At 48.2% G+C, this 18,422-nt stretch carries 20 protein-coding genes, 2 tRNA genes and 1 rRNA gene; 16 read left to right on the top strand and 7 right to left on the bottom strand.

All coding sequences use genetic code 11. The annotated features are described in order from the left end of the window. Positions 1 to 95: ribosomal RNA gene (gene rrf / locus HNR75_RS06215) — 5S ribosomal RNA — on the top strand; the annotation flags it as partial. Between the two features lie 33 nt (positions 96 to 128). Beyond that, positions 129 to 204 (top strand) — tRNA-Thr (locus HNR75_RS06210). A gap of 92 nt (positions 205 to 296) precedes the next feature. Here the strand turns inward: HNR75_RS06210 and HNR75_RS06205 are convergent. Continuing rightward, on the bottom strand, positions 297 to 827 hold the full coding sequence (locus HNR75_RS06205) for a DUF2799 domain-containing protein (protein WP_188026121.1): 531 nt from the start codon (positions 825 to 827) through the stop codon (positions 297 to 299). A gap of 155 nt (positions 828 to 982) precedes the next feature. Beyond that, positions 983 to 1,459: a CreA family protein gene (locus HNR75_RS06200; RefSeq protein ID WP_188026120.1), complete on the bottom strand. Its 477-nt coding sequence runs from the start codon at positions 1,457 to 1,459 to the stop codon at positions 983 to 985. 319 nt (positions 1,460 to 1,778) lie between these two features. Here HNR75_RS06200 and HNR75_RS06195 point away from each other — a divergent pair, with 319 nt between their 5' ends. The 9 genes from HNR75_RS06195 (at position 1,779) to HNR75_RS06155 (ending at position 9,475) form a co-directional block, all read left to right on the top strand. Continuing rightward, complete coding sequence (locus tag HNR75_RS06195) at positions 1,779 to 2,879, top strand: extracellular solute-binding protein (protein WP_188026119.1); 1,101 nt, start codon at positions 1,779 to 1,781, stop codon at positions 2,877 to 2,879. A gap of 62 nt (positions 2,880 to 2,941) precedes the next feature. Beyond that, positions 2,942 to 4,075 carry a putrescine ABC transporter ATP-binding subunit PotG gene (potG, locus tag HNR75_RS06190; RefSeq protein ID WP_188026118.1) on the top strand — a complete coding sequence of 378 codons (1,134 nt, stop codon included), beginning with the start codon at positions 2,942 to 2,944 and terminating at the stop codon, positions 4,073 to 4,075. Further along, on the top strand, positions 4,072 to 4,992 hold the full coding sequence (gene potH, locus HNR75_RS06185; protein WP_188026117.1) for a putrescine ABC transporter permease PotH: 921 nt from the start codon (positions 4,072 to 4,074) through the stop codon (positions 4,990 to 4,992). Before potG ends, potH begins: the two co-directional genes overlap by 4 nt. Beyond that, positions 4,989 to 5,840 carry an ABC transporter permease subunit gene (locus HNR75_RS06180; RefSeq protein WP_188026116.1) on the top strand — a complete coding sequence of 284 codons (852 nt, stop codon included), beginning with the start codon at positions 4,989 to 4,991 and terminating at the stop codon, positions 5,838 to 5,840. The genes potH and HNR75_RS06180 overlap by 4 nt, the downstream gene beginning before the upstream one ends. Before the next feature lie 103 nt (positions 5,841 to 5,943). After that, positions 5,944 to 6,020 (top strand) — tRNA-Pro (locus tag HNR75_RS06175). 100 nt (positions 6,021 to 6,120) lie between these two features. Further along, positions 6,121 to 7,029 (top strand): cation efflux pump FieF, encoded by a 909-nt coding sequence (gene fieF / locus HNR75_RS06170; protein WP_188026115.1) that lies wholly within the window; start codon positions 6,121 to 6,123, stop codon positions 7,027 to 7,029. A gap of 22 nt (positions 7,030 to 7,051) precedes the next feature. Next, positions 7,052 to 7,843: a serine O-acetyltransferase gene (cysE, locus tag HNR75_RS06165; protein WP_188026114.1), complete on the top strand. Its 792-nt coding sequence runs from the start codon at positions 7,052 to 7,054 to the stop codon at positions 7,841 to 7,843. Positions 7,844 to 7,880: 37 nt separating this feature from the next. Further along, positions 7,881 to 9,155, top strand: coding sequence for a hypothetical protein (locus HNR75_RS06160; protein ID WP_188026113.1), 1,275 nt, complete (start codon positions 7,881 to 7,883; stop codon positions 9,153 to 9,155). A 110-nt stretch (positions 9,156 to 9,265) separates the two neighbouring features. Further along, positions 9,266 to 9,475 (top strand): cell division protein ZapB, encoded by a 210-nt coding sequence (locus HNR75_RS06155; RefSeq protein WP_188026112.1) that lies wholly within the window; start codon positions 9,266 to 9,268, stop codon positions 9,473 to 9,475. 43 nt (positions 9,476 to 9,518) lie between these two features. Here the strand turns inward: HNR75_RS06155 and rraA are convergent, their stop codons facing one another. After that, positions 9,519 to 10,004 carry a ribonuclease E activity regulator RraA gene (gene rraA / locus HNR75_RS06150; RefSeq protein ID WP_188026111.1) on the bottom strand — a complete coding sequence of 162 codons (486 nt, stop codon included), beginning with the start codon at positions 10,002 to 10,004 and terminating at the stop codon, positions 9,519 to 9,521. Positions 10,005 to 10,281: 277 nt separating this feature from the next. Between rraA and HNR75_RS06145 the strand changes: the two genes are divergently transcribed. Further along, the gene (locus HNR75_RS06145) at positions 10,282 to 11,607 is read left to right on the top strand and encodes an MFS transporter (protein WP_425506761.1); all 1,326 of its coding nucleotides are present in this window, start codon (positions 10,282 to 10,284) and stop codon (positions 11,605 to 11,607) included. Positions 11,608 to 11,625: 18 nt separating this feature from the next. Here the strand turns inward: HNR75_RS06145 and HNR75_RS06140 are convergent, their stop codons facing one another. Next, positions 11,626 to 12,366, bottom strand: coding sequence for a metallophosphoesterase (locus HNR75_RS06140; RefSeq protein ID WP_188026110.1), 741 nt, complete (start codon positions 12,364 to 12,366; stop codon positions 11,626 to 11,628). Between the two features lie 150 nt (positions 12,367 to 12,516). Here HNR75_RS06140 and HNR75_RS06135 point away from each other — a divergent pair, with 150 nt between their 5' ends. The 3 genes from HNR75_RS06135 to HNR75_RS06125 all read left to right on the top strand — a co-directional run bounded on the left by HNR75_RS06135 (position 12,517) and on the right by HNR75_RS06125 (position 14,913). Then, positions 12,517 to 12,996 carry a YchJ family protein gene (locus HNR75_RS06135; RefSeq protein WP_188026109.1) on the top strand — a complete coding sequence of 160 codons (480 nt, stop codon included), beginning with the start codon at positions 12,517 to 12,519 and terminating at the stop codon, positions 12,994 to 12,996. A gap of 22 nt (positions 12,997 to 13,018) precedes the next feature. Further along, on the top strand, positions 13,019 to 13,597 hold the full coding sequence (locus tag HNR75_RS06130) for an anthranilate synthase component II (protein WP_188026108.1): 579 nt from the start codon (positions 13,019 to 13,021) through the stop codon (positions 13,595 to 13,597). Positions 13,598 to 13,695: 98 nt separating this feature from the next. Further along, the gene (locus HNR75_RS06125; protein WP_188026107.1) at positions 13,696 to 14,913 is read left to right on the top strand and encodes an aspartate aminotransferase family protein; all 1,218 of its coding nucleotides are present in this window, start codon (positions 13,696 to 13,698) and stop codon (positions 14,911 to 14,913) included. Positions 14,914 to 15,013: 100 nt separating this feature from the next. On the opposite strand, the gene crp is transcribed toward HNR75_RS06125, so the two are convergent. The 3 genes from crp to HNR75_RS06110 all read right to left on the bottom strand — a co-directional run bounded on the left by crp (position 15,014) and on the right by HNR75_RS06110 (position 17,555). After that, on the bottom strand, positions 15,014 to 15,652 hold the full coding sequence (gene crp / locus HNR75_RS06120) for a cAMP-activated global transcriptional regulator CRP (RefSeq protein WP_188026106.1): 639 nt from the start codon (positions 15,650 to 15,652) through the stop codon (positions 15,014 to 15,016). A gap of 271 nt (positions 15,653 to 15,923) precedes the next feature. After that, entirely contained in the window at positions 15,924 to 16,157 is a 234-nt protein-coding gene (locus tag HNR75_RS06115; protein ID WP_188026105.1) for a YheU family protein, read from the bottom strand. A gap of 9 nt (positions 16,158 to 16,166) precedes the next feature. Then, positions 16,167 to 17,555, bottom strand: a complete 1,389-nt coding sequence (locus HNR75_RS06110; RefSeq protein WP_188026104.1) for an aminotransferase-like domain-containing protein — start codon at positions 17,553 to 17,555, stop codon at positions 16,167 to 16,169. Positions 17,556 to 17,679: 124 nt separating this feature from the next. Between HNR75_RS06110 and HNR75_RS06105 the strand changes: the two genes are divergently transcribed. Beyond that, the gene (locus tag HNR75_RS06105; RefSeq protein WP_188026103.1) at positions 17,680 to 18,291 is read left to right on the top strand and encodes a LysE family translocator; all 612 of its coding nucleotides are present in this window, start codon (positions 17,680 to 17,682) and stop codon (positions 18,289 to 18,291) included. The last annotated feature ends 131 nt before the right edge of the window (positions 18,292 to 18,422 follow it).

The following is an 18,422-nucleotide window of genomic DNA, read 5'->3' as shown; positions in this document are numbered from 1 at the left end:
GGAACCACCTGTATCCATTCCGAACACAGAAGTGAAACGCTGTAGCGCCGATGGTAGTGTGGCATTCGCCATGTGAGAGTAGGACACTGCCAGGCACCTAATTAGACGAAAGTCAGCCGAGATAAAGTGCTGATATGGCTCAGTTGGTAGAGCGCACCCTTGGTAAGGGTGAGGTCCCCAGTTCGACTCTGGGTATCAGCACCATTGAAAAGAATAAAGCCCTGAGCAACTGCTCAGGGCTTTTTGTTTTTCTTTTTTATAAAAATTAAAGCAGGGAATTCCTGCTTTTCGATGTTCTATTTCTCAAATAGAAATTTGTTCAGAGGTTCGGGTTCTGTTATTTGCAATGTACCTTTGATATCTAATAGTTCTTGTTGCAACTGATATTCTTCCCAGCTTAAATCCTGTTGCTGGCCTTTGTCTGCAGAACCTTTTGCTATTTGAATTTCTTGTAACCGTGTCTCTATACGGTGTAATTCCATTTTTTGCTTGGCTTCTTCTGCGCTGATGCTCAGTGTTTTCTTAAACTCTGTATCGGCAAGACAAGGTCCTGCATAGTTTTGCTGGTTAGCAGCTAATTCAAATGCTTTACTGGCTGGGCATTGTTGATGAAGTGCGGATAAATATCCTTTTCTCCATTGCCTGAGATCTGGCTGAACACCATATTCGGCACATTGTTCCATATATTCATTGGCAGTATTGAGATATTTTCCTGCCCAAGCGTCTGAAATCCCTCGGGTATGCCAATTTGTTTCGGAACATTGCTGTTCAGTCATGGTGTTGCTACAGCCTGCAAGAATCAGGCTTACACAAATAAAATATTTCATAAGATGTCATGATGTTTGAAGAAAATGACAAGAGCATATCACTTTTAGTGCTTATCTATAGGACATTTAACGTAGCCCCTCTCTTTACTCTCTGATTGTGTCCAATAATTGAGCGTCTCTTTAAGCCGGATTGATTGTGATTTTTCTGTTCTTATTTATTTAATATCTGGAGATGAGACGGATGGATCAATGGGTACAACTGATATGGCACTTTTGTAAGAACCATCTACAACACGTGTACTGTATGTCAGATAAATCAGGGTGTTATGTATTTTATCCAGAAAGCGAACCACGCGTTGTTCTTTAAAGATCAGTGATGTCTTTACATCAAAGACAATTTCACCCGGAGAAAATTCCTGATTGATCTTTACCGGTCCTACTTTTGTGCAGGAAATGGAAGCATAAGCACGATCTTCCGCCAACCCTAAGCCACCAGAAATGCCCCCTGTTTTGGGACGAGATAGGTAGCAAGTAACTCCCGTTATTTTGGGGTCTTCAAAAGCTTCAATAATAATTTTGTGGTTGGGACCAACCAACTTGAACTCAGTACTGACTTCGCCAATGCGTTCAGCATCCTGAGCATAAGTATGTAAGGAGATCAGAGAAAAAAAACAGAAAGAGAACAGACGCATTGGCAACCTCTTAATTTTATAACTGCAGCCTTTTCAATATTGAATAGATGATCACAGCTTAAAATGAACCATAATCGTGAAACGCTATGCTATTCATTAGTGACGATCTTTTGTTTGAATCTTAAATAAAATCGTAGATCTTTTGCATACAATCGCATTTATTGGAAATATAATAAAAACGAGTTTACCTTGAAGAAATGTCTTCATTGGCATGTTCTGAGAATATCACACACGATACAACTCAGCTAAAAATGTGGAAGGGGATGTGCATACATCACTTCCGTGTACTGTTCATTACTTGAGATTCAGGAGATGCGTGATGTCATACATTAAAGGACTAGTGGCTGCTTCTCTTGCGGTTGCTGTGACTATGAGTAGTGCAGTGGCTCAGGAAGAAAAAGTTCTGCATGTGTATAACTGGAGTGATTATATTGCTGAAGATACGGTGGCTAATTTTGAAAAAGAAACCGGTATCAAAGTAGTTTATGACGTGTTTGACAGTAACGAAGTTCTGGAAGCCAAGTTATTGGCTGGCAATACCGGCTTTGATATTGTTGTACCAAGTTCGGATTTTCTGGCTCGTCAGATCCAGGCTGGTGTTTTTCAGAAGTTGGATAAAAACAAGTTATCTAATCTGAAAAATATGGATGCAGGCATTATGAAGTTGTTGGCGGATAAAGATCCGGACAACGCGCACTCTGTTCCTTATCTGGGTGGTACAACCGGTATTGGTTTTAATCCTAAAAAAGTTGCTGCAGTAATGGGTCCTGATTTCAAGCTGGATAGCTGGGATGCTGTTCTGAAGCCTGAAAATCTGTCAAAACTGAAAAAATGCGGTGTTTCTTTCCTGAATGCGCCAACAGAAATCATGGCTACAGTACTGCATTATATTGGGAAAGATCCTAACAGTACGAGTTCGGCCGATTATAAAGAAGCCGGTAAGTTGCTGACATCCTTACGTCCACACATTACCTATTTCCATTCGTCTCAATATATTAATGACCTTGCTAATGGTGATATCTGCGTGGCAATTGGCTGGTCTGGAGACGTAATGCAGGCTGCAGCCCGTGCTGAAGAAGCTAAAAATGGTGTGACTGTGGATTATGTGATTCCGAAGGAAGGCGCACTGGTCTTCTATGACATGCTGGCTATTCCGGCTGATGCAAAACATCCGGAAAACGCACATGCATTCATCAATTATCTGATGCGTCCGGAAGTCATTGCTAAAGTTTCGAACTATGTTTCTTACGCAAGTGGTAATGCTGCATCCTTGCCAATGGTTGATGAAGCATTACGGAATAATCCGAATATCTACCCACCAGAAGAACTGAAAGCCAAAATGTTTGCTTTGAAAGTTTTACCAGCCAAAATCAATCGCGAGATCACTCGTGAATGGACCAAGGTTAAAACTGGTAATTAACTGTTATTGATGTAGAAATAGGGGCGTCCGTGACGCCCCTTGATTGTTTCTGGGAGAAAAACATGGCTGTGGTCGATAAACCTGCCTTAGTACCAACCGAGCATTCTGCTCGACCACTATTGGAGATCCGCAACCTTACCAAGCAATTCGATGGTATTCCTGCGGTAGATAACGTTAGCCTTACCATTAATAAAGGTGAGATTTTTGCACTGCTAGGCGCATCTGGCTGTGGTAAGTCGACATTATTGCGTCTGCTGGCTGGTTTTGAAACCCCGACGAAGGGGCAAATCATTCTGGATGGCCAAGATCTGGCTGATATGCCGCCGTATAAACGGCCGATTAATATGATGTTCCAGTCATATGCCTTGTTTCCGCATATGACGGTAGAGCAGAACATTGCTTTTGGGCTTAAACAGGATGGTTTGCCTAAGGATGAAATCAATCAGCGGGTGCATGAAATGCTGGAGCTGGTTGATATGCAACAATATGCCAAGAGAAAACCACACCAGCTTTCAGGTGGCCAACGGCAACGTGTGGCTTTAGCCCGATCTTTGGCTAAGCGACCTAAATTATTGCTGCTGGATGAGCCAATGGGGGCTCTGGACAAAAAACTGCGTGAAAAAATGCAGCTGGAAGTTGTCGATATCATCGAGCGGGTTGGTGTAACGTGTGTCATGGTAACCCATGATCAGGAAGAAGCGATGACCATGGCGGGTCGTATTGCCATCATGGATCGCGGTGAATTTGTTCAGATCGGTAGCCCGGAAGAAATTTATGAGCACCCGAACTGTCGTTTGAGTGCCGAGTTTATTGGTTCAGTGAATATCTTTGAAGGGATCCTGGTTGAAGATGGTCCTGATTATATGATTATTCAATCCGATGCACTGACACACCCAATTCAGGTTAACCACGGTGCATCCATGGCAGAGGGGGTTCCTCTGATGGTGGCTCTGCGTCCGGAAAAAATTCATTTCCGGGATGATATTCCATCAGACCACACTAATTATGATCGTGGTGTTGTCGAAAACATTGCCTATATGGGTGATATTTCGATTTATCACGTGCGTTTAGAAAGCGGTAAGTTGGTAATAGCTACATTACCGAATGTGAACCGTTTCCGCACCGGGTTACCAACTTGGGATGATCAGGTGTATCTGTGCTGGGATCCGGATTCTTGCGTGGTGCTGACAATATGATTCAGGAAACATTACGTCAGTATACAAGCTGGTTGCCCAAAGGCCGCCATCTGGTGATCGCGGTACCTTATATATGGATGTTGCTGTTTTTCCTCATTCCATTCGTCATCATTCTGAAAATCAGTTTTGCAGAGGTTCAGGTTGCTATTCCTCCTTATACTGAGCTGGTGACTTATACAGAGGAGAAACTGAATTTTATTCTGAATCTGGGAAATTATATCTATCTGCTGGATGATGTAATGTATCTGGATTCTTATTTGCAATCGATACAGGTCGCAGTCACATCAACAGTGTTATGTTTACTGGTGGGATATCCAATTGCCTGGGCAATTGTGCATTCCACGCCGGCAGTTCGTAACGTATTATTGATGTTAGTGGTATTGCCTAGCTGGACATCATTTCTAATCAGAGTTTATGCCTGGATTGGTATTCTAAAAAATAATGGTCTTATCAATAACTTGCTGATGTGGTTAGGCATCATTGATGAACCACTTAATATGCTGCACACGAATGGTGCGGTGTATGTCGGTATTGTATATGCCTATTTACCATTCATGATTCTGCCTATTTATACTGCCTTGATGCGGCTGGATTATTCCCTGATTGAGGCGGCATCCGATCTGGGCGCTCGGCCGTTCCGGGCATTTTTGTCTATTACGTTACCGTTGACCAAAAATGGCATCATGGCGGGTTCTATGCTGGTTTTTATTCCTGCAGTCGGTGAATTTGTTATCCCTGAATTGTTAGGGGGACCGGATTCATTATTGATCGGCCGGGTTTTATGGCAGGAGTTCTTTAACAACCGTGACTGGCCGGTAGCTTCAGCCGTAGCTGTTGTCATGCTGACTATTCTGATGGTCCCTATTATCTGGTTCTATCGCTATCAGCGTCGTGAAATGCAGGAGAGTGGTTCATGACTCCTATTCCACAGATAAAATCGAAATTCCGTACTTTTATCTTACTGGCTGGTTTTGGTTTTTTGTATGTACCGATCCTGCTGCTGATTGTGTATTCATTTAACGAATCCCGTCTGGTCACAGTCTGGTCAGGTTTTTCGGTGAAGTGGTATGGCGAACTGTTTGCTGACGACCTGATGATGAATGGGGTGATACTGAGTCTGACCATTGGGGTATTAAGTGCCAGTATGGCGGTGGTTATCGGAACGCTGGCCGCATTCGTGCTGACCCGGGTCGGTAATTTTCGTGGACAGACCAGTTTCGCTTTTTTAATCACAGCACCCATGGTCATGCCTGAGGTAATAACCGGTTTGGCGTTGCTGCTCTTGTTTGTGGCTATGTCCAGTATGTTTGGCTGGCCGGCACAACGTGGCGCCATGACAATCTGGATTGCGCATGTGACGTTTACTGCGGCTTATGTCACCGTGATTGTCCGCTCCCGTTTGCAGGAACTGGATCTCTCGATCGAAGAAGCAGCACAGGATCTGGGGGCAACACCCTTCAAGGTGTTTTTCCTGATCACGTTGCCATCTATCGCCCCCGCTATCGCTGCAGGATGGTTATTGGGCTTTACGTTGTCTGTTGATGATCTGGTGATTACCAGCTTCGTTTCCGGTCCAAATGCCACAACATTGCCGATGGTGGTTTTCTCCAGTGTACGTCTGGGGGTAAGCCCCAAGATTAATGCGCTGGCAACACTGATCATTCTGGTTGTTTCTATTGCGACATTTATTGGCTGGTGGATGATGGCTTCTGCAGAGAAGCGCCGCAAAGCTGAAATTAAGGCTGCGATGCAATTGAAGGAATGAGAGCGGTTGAATAATAACCATATAAACATCATGAGTATTTTATGATGGAAAAAGAGCTTGCAATGACTGGATCTGTTTATTAGATTCATTGGTTATTGGAGTTCGGCGTATAGCGCAGTCTGGTAGCGCACTTCGTTCGGGACGAAGGGGTCGGAGGTTCGAATCCTCTTACGCCGACCAGAGATATCAAAGGGTTAGCTCAGGCTAGCCCTTTTTGCTTTTTGGTGTTTTTCTTGTCAGCTATACTTCAGTTTCTTCTCTTTATTTGGATTGTTACCGGATGGCAACAGAACAGGGACATTATTATCGTTGGGTTACTTTTGCGGGGATTGCCTCTTCCACCACTGCAGGCATATTGATTATCGGTAAACTGATCGCCTGGCTAATGACAGGCTCATCCAGTTTACTTGCATCCCTGACCGATTCGATGATGGATATCAGTGCCTCATTGATCAGTTTGCTGGCTGTGCGCTACGCATTAATTCCGGCGGATGACAATCACCAGTTTGGTCATGGTAAGGCGGAGTCACTAGCGAGTCTGGCCCAGGCTGCCTTTATTACCGGTTCTGCCCTGGTGTTGCTAATGCACGGTGTTGATGCCTTGATTGATCCGAAGCCCCTCCAGCATGTTTCTGTGGGGATATGGATCAGTATTGCATCAATCATACTGACTTTGATTCTGGTTACGTTTCAAGGTTATGTTATTCGTCTGACCGGAAGTCAGGCCGTAAAAGCTGACTCGCTGCATTACCGCTCAGATTTATTGCTCAATGCGGCGGTATTGCTGGCATTGGTATTATCTTCCCGGGGATTTCCTAACGCAGATGCAATCTTTGCTATTTTGCTGGGGGGGTATATCCTGTGGAGTGCATTACAAATAGGTTATGAAGCAATTCAGACGTTGCTGGATCGTCAGTTGCCCGAAGAGGAATGCCAGCAAATCAGCCTGATTTGTTGTTCTGTAGAAGGTGTTCGGGGAATTCATGATCTAAAAACCCGTCTTTCCGGGCCAATGCGTTTTATTCAGTTACATTTGGAGCTGGATGATGATTTACCGCTGGTTAAAGCTCACGCATTGGCAGATATAGCCGAGATGCGTTTAAAAGAACAATTTCCGGTTTCCGATATTCTTATTCACATGGACCCTATTTCAGTACTGACCAAAGAAAACGTGCATCATCAGTCATGAAATACGGCGCTTAGGGAGTAATATGGCCTGCAAAAAATGCGTTAAGAAAGACAAGGCCTGGCAGACAATCAGGGATGAGGCTGTTCAGATGGCAGCTGAGGAGCCGATGCTGGCCAGCTTTTTCCATTCCACGATTATTAATCATGATAGTTTGGGAGCCGCTCTCAGTTTCCAACTGGCAAACAAATTAGGCAGCGTGACGATGCCGCCGATTGTTTTGCGTGAAGTCATTGAACAGGCGTTGCGTGCCGATGCTGAGATACTGGATGCGGTGGCCTGTGATATTTGTGCTGTGACGGAGCGGGATCCGGCAGTCAATTTTCTTTCGACACCGCTTTTATATCTGAAAGGATTTCAGGCTCTGCAGGCCTATCGTATTGCGCACTGGCTGTGGTTACAGGGGCGGCAATCACTGGCGCTATTTCTGCAGCATCAGATTTCTGTTGTTTATGGCGTGGATATTCATCCGGCAGCACAGATTGGTTTCGGGATCATGCTTGATCACGCGACCGGTATTGTGGTCGGTGAAACCGCAGTGATTGGTAACGATGTGTCTATCCTGCAGAATGTAACTCTGGGCGGAACAGGTAAAGAGCATGGCGACCGTCATCCGAAAATTCGTGAAGGCGTGATGATTGGTGCTGGTGCGAAAGTGCTGGGAAATATCGAAGTCGGTGAGGGCGCAAAAATTGGCGCAGGCAGTGTCGTTCTGGCGCCAGTCCCACCACATACTACCGTGGCAGGGGTTCCGGCAAAAGAGGTCGGACGTCCATCAACCTTGAAGCCATCGCTGAGTATGGAACAGGATATCTGAACGGGGCGTATGCCCCGTTTTCTTCAATGGAGGTGTCATGAAGCCGGTAGCGGGTGTGTTATTGCTGGGAATGTGGGGATGCTACCTGGGCTATCTTTTTTTCGGGTTTTCTCCCTGGCCTGCCGCCACGCTGGCCTGGTGCTCGGCAATTTTACTGGGGCCTCGTCTGGATAAAGCTGCCCGTCGGCAGTGTGCCATTCTTTATAGTGCTGCGTTCTTACTGCTGATTTTTGGCTGGTTCAATGGGGTGGCTTTTAGCGCGAAAGAGCTGTTTCTGCCTAATATTGATATGGTTGCTCTGTTTACCGGGGTAAGCACTCTGAACCTGGTCACTGCGGCCTTGGGTGAAAAAGAAGAGTCAAACTGGACAGGCTGGAAAGGGTTGTTCAGTTCGTTGCTGGGTGTGAGTTTTCTTGGTGCGGTCATTAATATGTCGGTACTGTTTGTTGTTGGCGATAAACTGGCGAAGAACGGCACGCTGGAACGCCGGCAAATTATTATCCTGAACCGCATATACTGCGGCGCCGCTTACTGGTCTCCCTTCTTTATCGCGATGGCTGTTGCGCTGACGTATGCGCCGGGAATGCAATTTTCCCGGATTTTGCCATTCGGCCTGCTGGCAGCTTTTGGGGCCATGCTGATCACGACCTGGGATGTCTGGCGGGGCGGCATTCATTCATTTGAGGGCTATCCTTTACGCTTACAGACACTGCGTCTGCCGGTGTTGTTATCGTTAGCAGTACTGGCGGGTAAATGGATATGGCCGACGGTGACAATCACGGGCGTTATTGCGCTGATGGCACCGCTGATATCAATCGCCCTCATGCCGAAACGGGATATGACATCGGCATTAAAACGGCAAGTGACAGAACGTTTCCCGTCAATGGGAAGTCAGGTGGTGTTATTTCTGGGCGCTGGCTTGTTGGCTGCGGGGATCCATGGCTTAACGCAAATCTGGTCACCGGAAGGGTTGTTTGTCTATATCCGGCATTATGGAGTGCTGGAAGCGTCCGTCGTGACACTGGTTATTCTGTTAATTGCATATCTCGGTGTGCATCCGATCATTATGACCTCCAGTCTGGCGCCATTGCTGTGGCATTTGCACCCTGATCCCTCTTTGCTCGGTATGACCTTTTTATTTTCCTGGGGACTGGCAACCGGCGCCACACCGTTATCCGGTGCCAATCTGGCTTTGATTGCCTGTTATCGGGTCAAAGCCTGGAATATGCTGATCTGGAATATCGGGTATGCGGTGAAAGAGTGGCTCTGGCTAACAGGATTGTATGCGTTGTATATCTGGTGTTATTTGTAACCGCCTGTTCAGGCTTTGGGCGTCAGAGGTTGTATCGCTGGCATTAGCAGACTATTCTAGCCGCCTAAATAAATTCATCTGCTACAGGCAGAATAGTATATAGGTGTGTTATGTCTTTTGAAGTTTTAGAACAGCTGGAAGCGAAAATCCAATCTGCGGTGGATGGCATTACTTTATTGAAAATGGAATTGGATGAGCTTCGTGCCCAAAACCAGCAATTAAAAGAAGAAAATCAGAATTTACGTAACGAGCATCAGGCATGGCAGGAACGTTTGCGTTCTCTGCTGGGCAAAATGGATCAGATGAACAGCGATAACTGAAAATAAAAACGCCGGAACAATCCGGCGTTTTTATTTGTCTCTGCTATTCAATATCCAGCGGTTCTGGTGACAGAATAATCCCTGTGGTATCCGCGTAGATATGATCTTCCGGCAGGAAAGTGACTCCACCAAAATTCACCGGTAGTTCGCTGTCACCGGTATCTTCATCATCCGCACCGACAGGAATTGAAGCAAGCGCCTGAATACCAATTTCCAGCTCGGCCAGCGCATCCACTTCGCGGACCGAACCGTAGCAGATGATCCCTTCCCAACCGTTATCGGCGGCGGTAGCTGCAATATCTGCATCAATCAGTGCGCGGCGTAAGGATCCACCACCATCAATTAACAGCACCCGGCCTACGCCATTTTCTTTGACAACCTGGCGGATAATGCCATTTGCCTCAAAACATTTAATCGTGGTTACCTGACCACCGAATGAGGAGCGCCCGCCGAAAGTGCTGAACATCGGTTCGACCACATCGACTTGGTCCTGGTAAATGTCACAAAGCTGGGAGGTATTGTATTCCATGATGATGAGTCCAACGTATTGACCTTACTAGCAGTATAAGGATGCAACCGGGGAAAGCAAAGCTGAACCATGCAGAATTGACTGGTATGACAGAAAAACGACCAGCGGTGCTGGCTGAATACCTGATTTAGCGGATAAATGTGATTGTCATCACTCTGTCATAGGTGTTTAATCAAGGTGAAGGTTGCAGAGCATTAAAAATGTTTGTTTTCATGTTTTATTGCGAATTTGTAGCTTCCGTTAGAAGGATTTTGCACATTTATGCTGTGAGGGAGCCATGTCACAAGATCTGTCATCAATATCGGCCAGCGCGGAACATCGTCCGCTGAATAGTAACGACTATAAAACGCTGTCGCTGGCAGCTTTAGGTGGAGCGCTGGAGTTCTACGATTTTATTATCTTTGTTTTTCTGGCTGCGGTTGTCAGTCAGCATTTCTTTCCGGCCGATATCCCGGAATGGTTGCGCCAGTTTCAGACTTACGGGATTTTTGCTGCCGGTTATCTGGCCCGTCCGCTGGGCGGCATCATCATGGCGCATTTCGGCGATCTGTTTGGCCGGAAGAAGATGTTCAATCTCAGTATATTGCTGATGGCTCTTCCTACGCTGTTGATGGGCTTGTTACCCACGTATGACGTGGTGGGTGTGATTGCCCCGGTTGGTTTGCTTATTCTGCGTATTTTACAAGGGGCCGCGATTGGAGGGGAAGTTCCGGGGGCGTGGGTCTTTGTTTCGGAACATGTACCAACCCGGCGTGTTGGTTATGCCTGCGGTACACTGACGGCAGGTTTGACCGCCGGTATTCTGCTGGGCTCGCTGGTGGCCACAGCATTGAATACCATACTGACTCAAGCCGAGATACTGGCATGGGGCTGGCGTATTCCGTTCCTGTTAGGTGGCGTTTTTGGTTTGTGTGCCATGATGTTGCGCCGTTGGCTGGAGGAAACACCGATTTTCACAGAAATGAAAGCCAGAAAAGAGCTGGTAGATGGATTGCCACTGAAGCAGGTGCTGGGCAACAGTAAAGCGGAAGTCGTGATCTCTATGCTACTGACCTGGTTATTGTCTGCAGCGATTGTGGTTGTCATTCTGATGACACCGACGTATCTGCAGAAACAGTTGGCAATTGCACCTACTGAGGCATTACAGGCTAATTCGCTGGCCATTGTAACGCTGACAATTGGCTGTATTTTCTTCGGCTGGCTGAGTGATCGTTTTAGTAGTGGTCTGATTTTTATTGGTGGCAGTCTGGGGCTCGCCGTGTCGGCCTATGTTTTTTATCATGGCGTGGTGGCAGATCCATCATTGTTGCCTGTGCTGTATCCGTTAGTCGGTTTCTTTGTCGGTATCGTGGGCGCAGTACCTTATGTCATGGTGAATGCATTTCCACCAGCCATCCGTTTCTCCGGTCTTTCGTTTTCCTATAATTTGGCCTATGCGATTTTTGGCGGATTAACACCGATGCTGGTGGCGTTATGGCTGAAGAATGAGCCGATGGCACCTTGTTACTATGTCATCAGTTTGTGCTGTGTTGGTGTTGCCGTTGGTGGCTGGTTGTTGCTGCAGGGACGTCAGGAACCGGCAGCGTTAGCTCAGGCTAACTGATTGGCGATAGGCCGGCGGTTACGAGCCGGCCTGATAACAATGCAGTTCTTTGCCGATTTCTAATACGCTGAGATATCCTCCGGGAAAGACCGCACCGCTGTCGAGCCAGATACAGTTGCCTTTTCTGAATGGGGTCGGGCGGATAGGCGTGTGTCCCATGACGCACCAGTCTATGCCTTTGATGTGGTAAGCATCGGAAAGCAATTCGGTTTTATTCGCCAGCGAAATCCGTTCCCTTGACCAGACCAGTTTCTCTATCAGATCCTCTCGTTTTTTTAGTTTGTATTCGTCTAATGCGGTTAATAATTCTTGCCAGTCGTTGAAGACCGGATCTGCATGACAGATACCTAGATGCACGTTGTCGGCTGTGATCAGGTCAATGGCCAGTGGTAATTGTTCCAGCCTGGGTTGCCAGTATTCTTTCACTCTTTGCTGTTCGTCCGGTGGCAGTTCATAAAACCAGTTGCCGCCATTTCTGATCCAGCAATATTCTGCCAGTGATTCTTGTCGCCAGGCCGCACAGCACATCTGTTCGTGATTGCCCTGAATCGCGTAAAATCCGGGTTGATCGAGTAACTTCAGACACCCCGGGCTATCTGGTCCGCGATCAGTCAGGTCGCCCAGCAAAACGCAAACGTCTCCCTGTTCGGCAGAAAAATGTACCTGTTTCAATATGGACTGCAACGGGGATAAGCAGCCATGCAGGTCACCGGCTACAAATGTTCTGCCCCGAACCTGTAATGTCAGATAAGACGGCATGGTAATGCTCCTGACATGTATCTTATGTTCCAAGCGTAGTTTATTTTTCCTGATTTAGACCGGTTGGCAGGAAAAATCTTGCAGCATGAATCTGAGGGAAAAACAGTGCTGTGTTAACATAATGTTTTTATCGGTATTTCAGGAAACGTCATGTCATCCAGCACTGAATTGTGTCCTTGCGGTAGTAAAAAGAGCTACGACGAATGTTGTCAGCCATTATTGGCCGGAGAGAAACGTGCCGATACGCCGGAACAACTGATGCGTTCCCGGTTTACCGCGTTTTATCGTGGCGATGCCTGGAAATATATTCTGGCTACCTGGCATCCGGAGAACCGGCCTGCGATATCGGAAGCAGAATTAACAGAAGAAAGCCGTCTGGCGAAATGGGAAAAACTGGAAGTCCGTGATACCAGAATTGATGGTGAGCAGGGCGAAGTAACGTTCTGTGCCTGGTACCGGGACCAAACCGGATTACATCCACATCTGGAACGTTCTCAGTTCGTGCGTTATGACGGCGAATGGGTTTATACCACGGGTGAGTTTTTGCCTTATACCCGCGCAGCCAAGGTCAAACCGAATGATCAGTGTCCGTGCGGGAGCGGTAAAAAATACAAAAAATGTTGCGGCTGATTATTTCTTCTGCGGAGCACTCATGATCCTGCTGATTGATAACTACGATTCGTTCACCTACAACCTAGTGCAGTATTTCGGGCAACTGGGGGCGAAGATTGAAGTGCGGCGCAATGATGCCATCTCGTTGGCAGAAATCAGCCAGCTTAAGCCCTCTCATCTGGTGATTTCTCCTGGCCCCTGTACACCGAATGAAGCGGGGATTTCGCTGGATGCGATCCGTCGGTTTGCCGGTGAGCTCCCGATCCTGGGCGTTTGCCTTGGTCATCAGGCGATTGCACAGGCGTTTGGTGGCCACGTGATCCGCGCGCGGCAAGTGATGCATGGTAAAACCAGCCTCATTGGCCATGATGGACGTGGTGTTTTTACCGGATTGAATAATCCGCTGACGGTCACCCGTTATCATTCCCTGCTGGTGGAGGAAGCAACCTTGCCGGAAGTATTCGAAGTGTCTGCCTGGACATTGCCGGAAGCAGGGGAAGCTCGGGAAATCATGGGACTGCGCCACCGGACTTTGCCGGTAGAAGGTGTACAGTTTCATCCTGAAAGCATTCTGAGCGAGCAGGGACTCGAATTATTGGCGAATTTTCTACGGCAGTAGTATTTATTGTTGGGTGTCACCATTCATGGTGATATATTATGCATTCTAATTGATTAAATTTTCACTTTTCCCTGGTTTTGCAGTGTTAAGGAGTTCGTATGTCAGAACAGACGCAGGTTACGCGTGGTTGGTTTGATGAAGTTATTGTCCCAACTTATTCTCCTGCCGCTTTCATTCCGGTTCGTGGTCAGGGATCCCGTCTGTGGGATCAGGCAGATCGCGAATATATCGACCTGGCTGGTGGAATCGCGGTAAATGCGCTGGGTCATTGTCATCCTGCATTAGTGAAAACACTGACCGAACAGGGCAACAAACTGTGGCATGTCAGTAACTGGATGACCAATGAGCCGACGCTGCGTCTGGCGCGGAAGATGGTGGATGCCACTTTTGCTGATCGTGCTTTCTTCTGTAACTCTGGTGCTGAAGCGAACGAAGCGGCGTTCAAACTGGCTCGTCGTTATGCCAAAGAAAAATTCGGTGAGCAGAAAGATCAGATCATCGCGTTTCTGCAGGGCTTCCATGGCCGTACTTTCTTCACGGTGAGTGTCGGTGGTCAGTCGCATTATTCTGATGGTTTCGGTCCGCGTCCGGGTTCGATCCAGCACATTCCTTATAACGATATCGCGGCACTGAAAGCGCTGATTTCTGACACGACCTGTGCGGTGGTGATGGAACCATTGCAGGGCGAAGGCGGAGTGTTGCCGGCCGATAAAGAGTTTGTCAAAGCTGTCCGTGAACTGTGTGACCAGCACAATGCGCTGCTGATTTTTGACGAAGTACAAACCGGGATGGGACGTACTGGCAGTCTGTTTGCCTATATGCACTCAGGTGTTGAGCCGGATATCCTGACCACAGCGAAAGCGCTGGGCGGCGGTTTCCCGATCGCGGCAATGCTGACGCGTGAAGGTATTGCTCAGGTATTCCAGCCTGGCGTACACGGTACGACCTTTGGTGGTAATCCGCTGGCGTGTGCCGTGGCTGAAACCGCGTTTGATCTGATCAGTGATCCGGCACTGCTGGCGGGCGTAAAAGAGCGCGAACTCTGGTTCCGTGCTGCACTGGAGAAGATCAATGCAGAGTTTAACTGCTTCAGCGAAGTTCGTGGTCAGGGTCTGTTGATTGGTGCGGTGCTGAACGAGCAATTTGCTGGTAAGGCGAAAGCTTTCGTGGATGCGGGTATTGAACAGGGTGTGCTGTTCCTGGTGGCGGGTCCGAATGTGGTACGTTTCACACCGGCGCTGAACCTGACTGCAGAAGAATTTGCGGAAGGGATGAGTCGTTTCAAACTGGCTGTCGCTCAGGTGATAAACGGCTAAACCGGAAAGTACGCTTCGATGACCCCGCTTCGTATGAAGGCGGGGTCAGACAAATAAAAAAGGCTGCAATATCGCAGCCTTTTTTGTCAGTGCATTTTGATCAGCGGGTACCGAATACCACGATGGTTTTACCATGCGCAGTGATCAGTTCCTGATCTTCCAGCATCTTCAGAATTCGGCCAACAGTTTCACGGGAGCAACCCACGATCTGACCGATTTCCTGACGGGTGATCTTGATCTGCATACCGTCCGGATGGGTCATCGCATCTGGTTGTTTTGCCAGATTCAGCAGTGTCTGCGCGATACGACCGGTTACGTCCAGGAAGGCCAGATTGCCCACTTTCTGGCTGGTGGTCTGCAGACGGCGAGCCATCTGCGCAGAAAGACGCATCAGGATCTCAGGGTTAACCTGGATCAGCTGACGGAATTTCTTGTAGGAGATTTCAGCTACTTCACAAGAGGTTTTGGCGCGGATCCACGCTGAACGAGTCGGGTTTTCGCTTTCATCGAACAGACCCAGCTCGCCGATAAAGTCTCCCTGATTCAGGTAAGACAGAATCATTTCCTTGCCTTCTTCATCCTTGATCAACACTGCCACAGAACCTTTGATGATGTAATACAAGGTCTCTGCTTTTTCACCGGCATGGATAAGGGTGCTTTTTGCCGGGTATTTATGAATATGGCAGTGAGATAGGAACCATTCCTGTGTTGGATCGCTTTGCGGTTTGCCGATTACCATTATCTGTCCTCTTGAGCGCCTGTATGCAACACGGTTGAAAGTGATGCAATTCTTTTTATTTCTTGTCGATTTGAGTTCATTGAAACATCACAACAGGATCTGTGGCGGAACTGACTCAAATTCAAAGACGAGCCTGCATCTGGCGGGTCATGAACGAAACCCGAGCGTTAAGCCCGTGATAAAGACCTAGCATAAGGTGCGGAAAAAGTAATGACAAGAGATGCTTATGCAAATAAGCCGCTTGTTACAACCGCAACGACATATTTAAAATTTATGTAACATCGCCAGATGTCTGGATAGTCTCCTTTGGCGCGATTGTTACCGATTCATGTAGTTCGCTATATAAAATCACCACATCCCCACGTTCTAACTGCTGATGAATCTGCGCGACTTTTTCTGCCAGCGTAAATGTGTGTTCGCCATAATCGGTGCCTTCACGTAAAACGAAAGACTCAATCAGGTTATTCAATGTTTCCGGTGACAGTTGTTGCCAGGGGATAATCATGTTTTGACCTCATATCACCCACTGCGGCGTGGGTTCACTATCCAGTAATTCTCGCAGTTGCCGTAATGCTTTATCCAGCGAAATATTGTCGGCTGGATGGCTGATCGATAAACGAACCGCCTGCGGAGAGGGATAATGTGCTGCCGCAAAGAACTCGGCGCCGGCGACGCCGATGCCATGCTGGTGGGCTGCTTGCACAAATGCCTGACAACGCCAGTGAGCAGGCAGGGGAAGCCAGGCGTGCATACCGCCTTCCTGATACTGTACATGAAATTGTCCCAGATGGTGGCGCAGCAATTCACCGCGTTCCCGCAGGGTTTTACGCTGATGCAGTAACATGCGATCGGCTTGTCCGGAGTGTAACCACTGGCAAGTGAGCTCAATCATCAGTGGTGTGATCATCCAGCTTGAACCACGTACCGCGATTCCCATGGCTGCATGCAGACTGGCCGGCACCAGCATATAGCCAAGTCGCAGCCCGGCACTGGTGTTTTTGGCAAAGCTACCCAGATGGATCACACGCTCCGGGGCCAGATCTACCAGTGCGGGCAGGCGTTTCTCCGGCAAAATGCCATGCACATCATCTTCAATCACCGTCAGCTGAAAGCGTTCACACAACGCGAGGATCTCCTGACGCCGGGTCAGGCTCATGGTTGCGGTGGTCGGATTATGGACAGTCGGGATCAGATACAGCGTCCGGTAATTACCGCTCTGGCAGGCTTTTTCCAGTGCCTGAGGCAGAATGCCTTCCTCATCCATGGCCAGCCCTTTCAGCTGAATGCGCAAAGAGTGCGAGATGGTACTGAGTCCGGGATAGGTAAGCCCTTCGCACAGCACGGTTTCACCGATCGCACCACAGGCCATTAATGCCAGTAACAATCCATTTTGAGAGCCAAAACTGAAAAAAAGCCGCTCAGGCTGCGCGGTTTGAAAGCCATATTTTTGCAGCCACTGACAGACAATCTCTCGCTGCGATAACTCACCGTTCACGGAGCTGTATTCCATCAGCTCGTTGATACGGCCCGGGGTTGCCAGCAGTTGTTCAACAGCCTCCCGGAAGGCGCTTTGTCGATCCTGCAGGATCGGCAGGTTTTGCCATAGCTCGATCCGCTCCGGATCCGGCTGACGGATATGCCAGTTCAGCGCCGGCTCGTCGGCCTCTTCGCGGACATAAGTACCGGCGCCGACACGTGCGCTGACCCAGCCATGATGTTCCGCTTCACTGTAAGCACGGGTAATGGTTCCTACGGTCACTCCGAGCTGATCGGCTAACGCACGGTGGGTGGGTAAGCGTTGTCCGGGACGTAACTCGCCCTGTTCAATTGCCTGACCAATAGCCTGAGCGAGCTGACGATAGAGGGGACCTTGTCCGGAAAGTTGTGGTGTCCAGATTGTCATGGTGACAATAAACCTGTTGATCCGCTGATTGTCGTCAATATAACGTGAATTAAGACACTTATGTAGTCAATTTCGGGCAAATTTCATTAATTGTATCGATACAATTTTGTTGGGGATAATGACAATGGAAATGGGGCTTTTTTTATCGCTGACCGGTTTTGCGTGGATCACCTGTGTTACGCCGGGGCCGAATAACGTCATGCTGACCAGTTCCGGTGCCCGCTTCGGTTTTTCCCGCTCGGTAGCCCATATTTTCGGTATCTGCGGCGGACTGGTCTGCATGCTGGCGATCATGGCGCTGGGTGTCGGCTCGATGTTCCAGCAATGGCCGGTATTGCATCTGGCGATGAAACTCGGTGGCTCGGCTTATCTGCTTTATCTGGCCTGGAAGATTGCCACTGCCGGGATGCCGGACAACACCGCATCTTCTCCGGCGCAAGGTATGCGGCCGTGGCGTTTTCATCAGGCGGTGTTATTTCAGTTTATGAATCCGAAAGCCTGGCTGATGTGTATCTCGGCGATTGGCAGTTTTACTTTGCTGGGCGAACGCTACTGGTCGTCTGTACTGTGGGTGCTGGTGGTCTTCTTTCTGGTCTGTCTGAAAACCAGCTCATTGTGGGCACTGTTTGGTGTCAAAGTCGGGCAATGGCTAACAACCCCGCAGGCCTGGATGTTCTGGAACCGCGTCATGGGCGTATTGACGGCATTGTGTGTGATTCTGATTTGGTTTGAATAAGCTGATCCTCTTTGATCCTGTGTACATTGCATGCTACTTATGCGGCTAAATGGGCCTTGTCCTGATTCAGGATCGGGCTTATTTCCCGACGATCAATAGTGTTTATGCTAAATCCGTGTAGAATTGCGCCG

It is taken from the genome of Tolumonas osonensis (genome assembly GCF_014202415.1).
Taxonomy (GTDB): domain Bacteria; phylum Pseudomonadota; class Gammaproteobacteria; order Enterobacterales; family Aeromonadaceae; genus Tolumonas; species Tolumonas osonensis.
This window is presented reverse-complemented; position numbering and strand designations above follow the sequence as displayed.

Excerpts from the sequence above, each read along its gene's own strand:
- HNR75_RS06155 (WP_188026112.1), top strand. The coding sequence starts at position 9,266 with ATGTCTTTTGAAGTTTTAGAACAGCTGGAAGCGAAAATCCAATCTGCG.
- fieF (WP_188026115.1), top strand. The coding sequence starts at position 6,121 with ATGGCAACAGAACAGGGACATTATTATCGTTGGGTTACTTTTGCGGGG.
- HNR75_RS06205 (WP_188026121.1), bottom strand. The coding sequence starts at position 827 with ATGAAATATTTTATTTGTGTAAGCCTGATTCTTGCAGGCTGTAGCAAC.
- HNR75_RS06145 (WP_425506761.1), top strand. The coding sequence starts at position 10,282 with ATGTCACAAGATCTGTCATCAATATCGGCCAGCGCGGAACATCGTCCG.
- potH (WP_188026117.1), top strand. The coding sequence starts at position 4,072 with ATGATTCAGGAAACATTACGTCAGTATACAAGCTGGTTGCCCAAAGGC.
- HNR75_RS06180 (WP_188026116.1), top strand. The coding sequence starts at position 4,989 with ATGACTCCTATTCCACAGATAAAATCGAAATTCCGTACTTTTATCTTA.
- HNR75_RS06130 (WP_188026108.1), top strand. The coding sequence starts at position 13,019 with ATGATCCTGCTGATTGATAACTACGATTCGTTCACCTACAACCTAGTG.
- HNR75_RS06105 (WP_188026103.1), top strand. The coding sequence starts at position 17,680 with ATGGAAATGGGGCTTTTTTTATCGCTGACCGGTTTTGCGTGGATCACC.
- HNR75_RS06135 (WP_188026109.1), top strand. The coding sequence starts at position 12,517 with ATGTCATCCAGCACTGAATTGTGTCCTTGCGGTAGTAAAAAGAGCTAC.
- HNR75_RS06125 (WP_188026107.1), top strand. The coding sequence starts at position 13,696 with ATGTCAGAACAGACGCAGGTTACGCGTGGTTGGTTTGATGAAGTTATT.
- rraA (WP_188026111.1), bottom strand. The coding sequence starts at position 10,004 with ATGGAATACAATACCTCCCAGCTTTGTGACATTTACCAGGACCAAGTC.
- HNR75_RS06200 (WP_188026120.1), bottom strand. The coding sequence starts at position 1,459 with ATGCGTCTGTTCTCTTTCTGTTTTTTTTCTCTGATCTCCTTACATACT.
- HNR75_RS06110 (WP_188026104.1), bottom strand. The coding sequence starts at position 17,555 with ATGACAATCTGGACACCACAACTTTCCGGACAAGGTCCCCTCTATCGT.
- crp (WP_188026106.1), bottom strand. The coding sequence starts at position 15,652 with ATGGTAATCGGCAAACCGCAAAGCGATCCAACACAGGAATGGTTCCTA.
- cysE (WP_188026114.1), top strand. The coding sequence starts at position 7,052 with ATGGCCTGCAAAAAATGCGTTAAGAAAGACAAGGCCTGGCAGACAATC.
- HNR75_RS06140 (WP_188026110.1), bottom strand. The coding sequence starts at position 12,366 with ATGCCGTCTTATCTGACATTACAGGTTCGGGGCAGAACATTTGTAGCC.
- HNR75_RS06115 (WP_188026105.1), bottom strand. The coding sequence starts at position 16,157 with ATGATTATCCCCTGGCAACAACTGTCACCGGAAACATTGAATAACCTG.
- HNR75_RS06160 (WP_188026113.1), top strand. The coding sequence starts at position 7,881 with ATGAAGCCGGTAGCGGGTGTGTTATTGCTGGGAATGTGGGGATGCTAC.
- HNR75_RS06195 (WP_188026119.1), top strand. The coding sequence starts at position 1,779 with ATGTCATACATTAAAGGACTAGTGGCTGCTTCTCTTGCGGTTGCTGTG.
- potG (WP_188026118.1), top strand. The coding sequence starts at position 2,942 with ATGGCTGTGGTCGATAAACCTGCCTTAGTACCAACCGAGCATTCTGCT.